The 8,312-nt window shown below is 48.0% G+C and carries 7 protein-coding genes, 1 pseudogene and 1 riboswitch; of the genes and pseudogenes, 2 read left to right on the top strand and 6 right to left on the bottom strand.

Annotation, left to right across the window (positions count from 1 at the left end; all coding sequences use genetic code 11):
- Positions 1-272: 272 nt before the first annotated feature.
- Complete coding sequence (locus tag CLOSYM_RS11850) at positions 273-1,262, top strand: DUF4392 domain-containing protein (RefSeq protein WP_044902388.1); 990 nt, start codon at positions 273-275, stop codon at positions 1,260-1,262.
- Here CLOSYM_RS11850 and CLOSYM_RS24260 read toward each other — a convergent pair.
- The 5 genes and pseudogenes from CLOSYM_RS24260 to CLOSYM_RS11865 form a co-directional block, all read right to left on the bottom strand.
- Positions 1,222-1,329 (bottom strand): annotated as a pseudogene (locus tag CLOSYM_RS24260) (bifunctional 5,10-methylenetetrahydrofolate dehydrogenase/5,10-methenyltetrahydrofolate cyclohydrolase); the annotation flags it as partial. The gene CLOSYM_RS11850 and the pseudogene CLOSYM_RS24260 sit on opposite strands and share 41 nt — an antisense overlap.
- 74 nt (positions 1,330-1,403) lie before the next feature.
- A complete protein-coding gene (locus CLOSYM_RS11855; RefSeq protein WP_021642285.1) occupies positions 1,404-2,738 on the bottom strand; it encodes a butyryl-CoA--acetate CoA-transferase in 1,335 nt (444 codons plus the stop codon).
- 57 nt (positions 2,739-2,795) lie between these two features.
- The gene (locus CLOSYM_RS11860; RefSeq protein WP_009296037.1) at positions 2,796-4,025 is read right to left on the bottom strand and encodes an MFS transporter; all 1,230 of its coding nucleotides are present in this window, start codon (positions 4,023-4,025) and stop codon (positions 2,796-2,798) included.
- Between the two features lie 332 nt (positions 4,026-4,357).
- On the bottom strand, positions 4,358-4,528 hold the full coding sequence (locus CLOSYM_RS23035; protein ID WP_021642286.1) for a hypothetical protein: 171 nt from the start codon (positions 4,526-4,528) through the stop codon (positions 4,358-4,360).
- 306 nt (positions 4,529-4,834) lie between these two features.
- Positions 4,835-5,710, bottom strand: coding sequence for a LysR family transcriptional regulator (locus tag CLOSYM_RS11865; RefSeq protein WP_021642287.1), 876 nt, complete (start codon positions 5,708-5,710; stop codon positions 4,835-4,837).
- A gap of 223 nt (positions 5,711-5,933) precedes the next feature.
- On the opposite strand from CLOSYM_RS11865, the gene CLOSYM_RS11870 reads away from it, so the two are divergent.
- Positions 5,934-6,254, top strand: a complete 321-nt coding sequence (locus tag CLOSYM_RS11870) for a DUF3870 domain-containing protein (RefSeq protein ID WP_021642289.1) — start codon at positions 5,934-5,936, stop codon at positions 6,252-6,254.
- A gap of 244 nt (positions 6,255-6,498) precedes the next feature.
- Here CLOSYM_RS11870 and CLOSYM_RS11875 read toward each other — a convergent pair whose 3' ends face one another.
- Positions 6,499-7,854, bottom strand: a complete 1,356-nt coding sequence (locus CLOSYM_RS11875; protein WP_003499063.1) for an alanine/glycine:cation symporter family protein — start codon at positions 7,852-7,854, stop codon at positions 6,499-6,501.
- Between the two features lie 125 nt (positions 7,855-7,979).
- Positions 7,980-8,087, bottom strand: a riboswitch (glycine riboswitch).
- Positions 8,088-8,312: the final 225 nt, after the last annotated feature.

Consider the following 8,312-nt stretch of genomic DNA (forward strand, 5'->3'; position numbering starts at 1 on the left):
CGTACCGGCGGCGTCCTCACCTGCTTAACTATCATATAGATTGACAAACACCTTCGCTTACGCTACAATAAGAGTGAAAAATAAAATGATTCTTTTATTTATCGGGACTCCTGCCCGGATGTTCCCTTCGTAAATAAGAGCCATGAATCTTTACAGGATGCATGGGTCTTTTTTATTTTCAGGAATTTTGGTGGTGCAAACAGCAACAATTTTCCTGCGGATAGAAAAGCCACGCACAGATGCATATTGCAAATACCTGGAGGATTGATGCTATGAATTTTTATAAGACTTTGGATTTGATTATGAGACAGGATATCGGAGGACGCGGGCTGCTCCCCTCACTCCCGGCTTCACCGCTGGCTGAAACGGCCGCGGCGCTCTCCGGTGCGAAAAGAGCCGTCCTGCTGACGGGATTTCCGGTCCGCCTGGCTGATGGAAGCTTTATCGGCGAAACGGACGGCCCGTCCGGAACGGCAGCCGCAGCCGCGGCTCTGAACGGAATTGGCTGCCATACCGCCGTTGTTACAGATTCTGCTTCTTACCCGCTTTTAAAGGAGGCTTTGCGTTGGATGGCTCCCCAGACCTCCCTCGTGCTGCTTCCAAAAAACGATACCGCTGCCTTTATCCGGAATTTTCTCAGTGATTTCAGACCGACTCATTTCATCAGCCTGGAACGCCCCGGAAAAGCGGCGGACGGCCATTACCACAATATGCGCGGTGAAATTATCGACGATATGATCGCGGATTCCTCCCCCTTCTTATCCGAAGCCAAAAAGCTTGGCGCAGTAACCATTTCCATCGGAGACGGGGGCAATGAGATGGGAATGGGCGCTTTTTACAGGCAAATTACCGCAAATGTTCCATGCGGCGCTGAAATTTGTGCCTGTGAATCGGCCGATATTGCGTTGGCCAGCGGTGTGTCCAACTGGTGGGGATGGGGGCTGGCTGCTCTTCTATCTGTTGAAACGGGGCGTTTTCTTCTTCCGTCGGAAGAGAAAGAAACCGAGCTTCTGCGCCGTGTTGTTGATGCCGGAGGCGTGGACGGATGTACCAGGGAAAGAACAATGACCGTAGACCACCTGGCTCTGGATGTCCATCTCTCCGTTCTGCGAGCCGTTACAGAGCTGACAAAAAGAACCATGGGGGAAACGATTCCTGAACCGTTCCTCTTTATCACCGGCACCGGACATGCGGGACGCCGTCTTTCTTCGCCGCCGCTTCCGCCGCTTCTATCGTATGCATTGCCAGAACCGAAGCAGTGACTGAGCCGACACCGCCCGGAACAGGGTTTACGTTGATTCCGACGTCGAGGACCGTCTGGCCAGGTTTACCATTTTCCCGGTGACAAGGCAAGACTTCAGGGTGCGGTCAGACAGACCGCACCCTGAAGTCTTGCTATATCTTTACCAGATCCCGTACTCCTCCGCTTTAGCCTGAAGCTCTTCGCGGAAATAAGGATGTGCAACGGCAATCAGGGCCCTGGCTCTCTGCCCCACATTCAGTCCGCGCAGCCATGCAATTCCGTACTCGGTGACAACATAATCTGTATCATTCCTGGAGGTGGTGACAACGGCTCCCTCATGGAGGAAGGGAACGATTTTGGATCGAAGCACCTCATTACCTTCCTCATCCTTCGCCTTATATGTGGAGTGCATGGCAATAATGGATTTGCCGCCTTTCGACATCTGGGCTCCCTGTACGGTCTCCGACTGGCCGCCGGTACCGGACCACTGGTCGTAACCGACCGTCTCAGACGCACACTGGCCTGTAAGATCAATCTCCAGAGTGGCGTTAACCGAGACAAACTTATTGTTCCGCCCAATGGTATACGGATCATTTGTAAACGTACAGGATTTGAACAGTACAGCCGGATTGTTGTCAATGTAATCATAGAGCCGCTGGCTTCCCATCGTAAAGGAGCAGACAGAGTACCCGTCCAGCAGGCCTTTGCAGGAATTATCTACTGCTCCGCATTCAATCAGATCTACCATTGTTTCTGTAAACATTTCCGTATGGATTCCCAGGTGTTTCTTATTTTTCAGCTCCGCGGCCACTGCATTCGGAATATTTCCGATACCGAGCTGAATCGTGGAACCATCTTCCACCAGGGAGGCTACATATTTTCCGATTGCAGCGTCTACCTCCGTATACGGGGCCAGCCTGCTCACCGGAATCGGGCGGTTTGACTCTACAAGGGCGTCAACTTCCGATATATGTACCTGGGTATCCCCGAATGTCCTGGGGAAATTAGGATTCACCTCCAAAATCGTAAGCGCTCCATAGTTGATTAAATCCCTCTCGTAAATAGCGCTGACCGACAGGGACATATAGCCATGCTCATCCATCGGTGAGACGGTTGCCAGCACTACCGGCCTGCGCCCCTCATATTCCAGACGGCTCAGCGCCTTGCGCAAAACTGAGGTGGAGCTTTGTGGCACTGCACTGACCAGTTTTCTCTTATGGGCATCGCGCAGCCCCGGGCTGAAAAACCAGCCGTTGTGTGACATGACGCCCTGCATTTCAGGATCTTTAAATGCTTCATAATATTGTAACGGCAGACAGGTGTTAAGAGTCGTATTCTTCACCCCTGTACATTTCAAATGCCCGAGATGAGACAGAATTTCTGCCGGTTCTCCGGCTGCCTGCGCGGAAAACATATAGTCTCCGTCTTTTATCAGTTCCAGTGCCTCATCGGCTGTCATCAATTTTTTACTGTATATTTCTTTTAAATTTTTCATTTTCGACTCCTTTTCTATATAAAATATTTTCTCACTGAGCTGCCATATCCAGCCCTGCTAACTGCATTTAAGTTTTGCATTTACTTTTTCGGATTTTCCGCCTTTTCCTGTCTCCGGCAGCAGGAAGGAGCCCAGGAAGAAAGTCACGCTCATAATCAATGCGAAGTTTAGTCCCATTCCATATCCGAAGCGGTCTATAATAAAGCCAATGATAAAGTATGCGGCCGTTTCAATAATATAGGACAACGCCCAGAAGAGGCCCATTATCGTCGTAAGCTTTGAAGGAGTCATCCCCGGCAGTTCCTGCGGTATCATCATCAGGGAACTGACCGGCAGGAACATAAACATCCCGATAAGAAACGCCGCCGCTGCCGAGAGCAGGCTGCTGTCCGTCCTTAACATCAGCAGGCCGAACAGAGTCATGGCAAGGCCGGAATAACGGATTACCGGAAGGCGTTTAAAATATACCTTACCCAACGCGATTGCAAGGAGGGAACCGATGATTCCGCCGATGGCAACGAGGGTGCCAAGCGCCTTGCTGCTGATTGCCGTAACTCCCGATATAGGGAAAATATTCAGCATAACGATATAAAAAGTCAACAATCCCGAATAGGTAAAAGGCAGAATCCAGTTGATTTTTTCTTTCATGGCCTCCCTTATCGTATAGGGAGCCTGCCCTGTTCCCGTGCTGCGGTTCAATTCAAAATCCTGTCCGAACAGCGGCCATAAAAGCCATAAAAGCGCGCTTACCGCTGCAAAAAATCCCATACTGTACTGCCAGGTTTTAAGCCATATAATAACCGGCCCAACTATCACCATAGCAACAATACCACCGAAATTGTACGCTGCGCCGTTCAATGCATTGACGGTAAGTCGTTTTTTAGACTCAAAGTAATGAATGACGACGGGACTGAAGTATACTACGTACAGCGCTCCGCCGAATCCCATAATAAATCTTCCGAGAATAAACAGCCAGTACTGGGGGGCAAATATTGCAAGTGTGCTTCCCAGTACAATCAGCCCGGAACCAAGGCCGATTGCCTTTTTCGGGTAGAGACGGTTTAAGATGCCGGCGGCCATAAAGTTGCCGATAATCTTTGCCAGCGTAATCGCATTAGAGATAAAGGTCGCCGACGCGAAGGTTTTAAGGTTAAAATGCTCCATAATCTGTGGTGTCAATGTACTCCCCGCAATCCAGTTAACGGCAAAAAATGCATATGTAAAAAACATTACAAACTCAATCATGACTGCTCTCGATGAAGAAACTTTCATCTCCTGATTCCCCATAATTCACAATTCCTTTCTTCTTTTCAAAGACGATTAAAGCGCTATAATCTGTTTTATCTGCTGCACCGCATGGCCACTGCGGCTTTGTGGTTTGATTATAGCATGGCTTTTTATAAATGAAAAATAGCCTTTCTTCATGTGGGATGAATTGAATTCATGGAAGCCGGGAATCCTCCGGGAACCTTTTTACCACCTTAAACGATAACCGGCACGCTCCGCGCACAGGACACCGTCTTCAGCAAAAAGCGCCCGTCCGGCGTAAAACCGGCGGGCACTTTCTTTTCCTAATTATTCTTCCTACTTCCTCTTTCCTCTTCCTGCTGCTTTTCCAGCTATTCCGACAGCGCTGCATGGTATTCCCGTGCTTTTTCCCCGGCCATGCTGACAATTTCCGTAATTTGTCCGTTGGAATCTCTTACGACGGACAGATTTACCGTTCCGCCTTCGTCAAACCAGAATGTTTCAAAGGAGTTGCCGGAAAGCTTATCGACAAATAATTCCACTCGCTGCCCCTGATACTGTAATATATCGCGGTCCTGCAGTCTGCGTTCCTCCCACCGGATTTAAGTCGTCGGCGAAGAAATCAGAACGGTATTCCTGTGCCTTATTCGCAGAGATACGCTTAATGCCTGTAAATGTTTGTCATCTTTTTTAGACAGTTATCTTACATTTACACTACATCTGTCTTAAATGAATATCAAGGACATTTGTGTAATCTTTTAATCTTTTTATTCTGCCTCATTTGCAGAATCTGTCCGGCAGGCTCCGATAACCGGTCACTGTCCAATTGGCCAAGCCCTCCCCTTCTGTCAGGAGCTGAAGCACAAATCCAAAAAGCACTGCATCGGAACCGTAATGAATTTATCCTTACGGTAAATAAGAGAGAGTGTCCATGGAAATTCCGGTTCCTTCAGGTGTATCTGATGCACCCGTGTATTGTTGAACTTATCCACCAGAGGTTTGGGGAGAATGCAAATCCCCTGGTTGTCCGCCACCATCTCAAACAGCAGTTCCCACTGATAGCTTTCAAACGTAACATTGGGAGAAAATCCCGCCTCCCCGCATTTTTCCCTGACCACATCATGGAACATATAATCCGGCGTTACGAGAATAAATTTTTCATCCCTGAGCGCAGAAAAAGAGACACACCTTTTTGCGGCAAGCGGATGCTGCCTCGGAACGAGTAAAACCGCTTCGGACGTATAGATTGGCCGTTTAAAAAATTTATCGTCGTTAAAAGGCTCAATCACCACTCCCATATCAAGCTTCCCTGCCGCCACCATCTCATGAAGCGTCTTGGAAGTAATCTCTTCAATCTGCAAATCGATACCGGGATATTTACTGCGGAATTGATACAGGATTGAGAAGAAAAATATCGCCCCGGCCGTAGGCGGGATTCCCAGCTTCAAGGTTCCGTCCGCGCTGTGCAGCCGCTGGAACAATTCCTGTGTCTGGGTATGGTAAAAATCGAGTATCTTTACAGCATATTCATTAAATACATTCCCCTGGGGTGTCAGCTGGAATTCCTTTGCTCCCCGGTTAATTAATTCCATCTGGAACTCTTCCTCCAAAGCCCGGATCGCCTTACTTAAAGTTGACTGGCTGACAAAAAGTTTCTCCGCCGCCTTCGTAAAACTCCCCTGTCTGACAATTTCCACATAATAATTCAACTGATTCAGTGTCATTCCCCTTATCCCCCTTATCTTCCTGCTCTCATAACGATCATTCTATCATATCGGCCCCTTTTATGCCAACCGGAATAATTCTGAAGCAGCAATAAGAAGATCGCGGTATTTTTCTGTAGAAATATCATGGTGTACTTGGTATAATTCTAAAATAGACCGGCAAACCGGATTATATGAATACTGGATACGAAACAAAAACGATTGCCAAAAGGAGCCGTAAATCATGTATGATAATAACACACTGCTGATCGTTGGACAGGCTAAACCCAGCCGCGAGGATGCCATCTACACCCTGCACGGGGAATTTTACATAAGTCTGGTTGTAGAAAAAGAAAACGGTAAAATCCTGGATATTGAGTGCAATACCATTCTTGCAGTCACAAGGAATTTTGTAGCCGATCTGTTTATTGGAAAGAGCATCAAAACAGATTTGGAGGAACTGGAAAAGACAATTAAAGAGCGGTATTTTGCCCTGACGCAAAAACCGTTGATTGCCTGTATGAAAGACGCCCATAACCGATATATGATGGTTACCGGGAAATGACCTCGCCGGAACCGCCCCATCCCCTTTAATATTACGAATACCAGCAAAAAGGCCAGGCACAAACGGTGACCTGCACGCTCCGCGCACAGGTCACCGCCATCAATAAAAAAGACGCTGCGGGATTTATGGATAAAACTCCATGAATCCCGCGGCGTCTTTGTATTATCTACGTATTAACTTCGTATTATTTTCGTATTATACCAATGGCGGTAAAAGGCCCGCCCGGCATACCACTGCCGTTTTTCTATTTCATTTTTCCGGCTGCCTTCACGACGACTCCGCTGAGGGCCAGAAGAGCAAGGATATTCGGAATTACCATAAGTCCGTTGAAGAAATCCGCCAGTGACCACACAAGCTCCAGCTTCAGGGCGGAACCGACGATAATGCAGATTACAACAATAAAGGAATAAACTTTGGCTGCATTTTCACCGAACAGGTACTTTGCATTGATCAAGCCGAAGAAATGCCAGCCAAGGATCGTGGAGAATGCAAAGAACAGCAGACAGACCGCTACAAACACGATACCAAATGTACCAAAGCCCTCCATGAACGCTGCCTGTGTCAGAGCCGTACCGTCTTTACCTGAGCTCATCGCACCTGTAGTCAGTACGGAAAATACCGTCAGGTTCAGGATAATAAAGGTATCCACAAATACGCTGATCATGGCGCAAAGTCCCTGCTGATGAGGTGACTCCGCTTTTGCCCTGGCGTGTGCGTGAGGGGTGGAACCCATACCGGCCTCATTGGAGAAAAGACCTCTTGCCACACCAAAACGGATGGCTTCCTTTACTGCGATACCAGCTCCTGCGCCAAGGATTGCCTGAGGATCAAAAGCGCCGACAAAAATCATTTTGAAAGCTGCCGGAATCTGGGTGAAATTCATTGCAATCAGAATGACACTTCCCACAATGTAGACACCTGCCATAATCGGGACAATCTTTTCAACTACCGCTGCAAGCCTCTTTGTGCCTCCAAGGAAAATGAAGGCCGCAAATGCAGCTACAACCACGCCGACAGCTACTGGCGGAATATTCAGGTTAAATACATGGAACACTTCGACAAAGGCTGCTCCGATGGAGTTGGACTGAACCATATTCCCCATGAATCCAAGGGCCAGAACGATAAAGACTGCAAACAATGCGGCCAGTACCTTGCCGAATGTACCTTTGAATGCTGCCTTGATATAATATACAGGCCCGCCTGTCACTTCCCCGTTGACTTCAGTTTTATAGGTCTGCGCAAGCACCGCCTCTGCATAAATAGTCGCCATTCCGAAAAATGCGCTGATCCACATCCAGAATATGGCGCCGGGGCCGCCTCCGATCAAGGCTGTCGCCGCGCCTGCCAGGTTACCGGTACCCACCTGGGCTGCAATCGCTGTTGCGATAGACTGGAACGGGCTCATCTCCCCCTTCTCATGCTTCTCACCATTCAGCTTGATATGGCCGAATACCTGCCTGCATCCTTCACCGAATTTTCTTACCTGGATGAATTTCAGCCTGACCGTGTAGTACACTCCCGTACCGCACAGCAATAGAATCAGGAGAAAGCTCCAGAGAAAATCGTTACCTTTTGATACCACTTCCAATAATGCGTCCATTTTGTTATCCTCCTCTATGTTTTAATTGCGCTGCCGTTTTGCGGCAATAAAATAAGAGCTGATAGAAACCAGCTCTCCAAAGAGTAGAACATTTGCATACAACGGGAGATTCTCCCATTGCTTTTTATGTATGCCCTGTCCTTTTGCCTGAGAGATCGACAGATACCATGGACTTGAATCTGTCTTACACCTTCGGCGCTCCTAATAAATGGAGACTCTCCAGAGTACCCTATCGCTTCTCCAGAAGGAAGCGGCCGCCTCCTGAACAGATGCAGGGCGGAACTGATAGGATATATATTTGTGCTTTACATGGTATCACAGATCTCTTTTATGTTCAATCTCTTTTTTAATTTTATTTATACTTTTTTAATAATTAGTTTTATAACCTGCTCTTATGACGTTACTGTGCACACAAGGTCAGTTAGGAGATTTAGTTAAGCAGGTGAGGACGCCGCCGG

Origin of the sequence: [Clostridium] symbiosum ATCC 14940, assembly GCF_000466485.1 — a bacterium.
Classification (GTDB): domain Bacteria; phylum Bacillota; class Clostridia; order Lachnospirales; family Lachnospiraceae; genus Otoolea; species Otoolea symbiosa.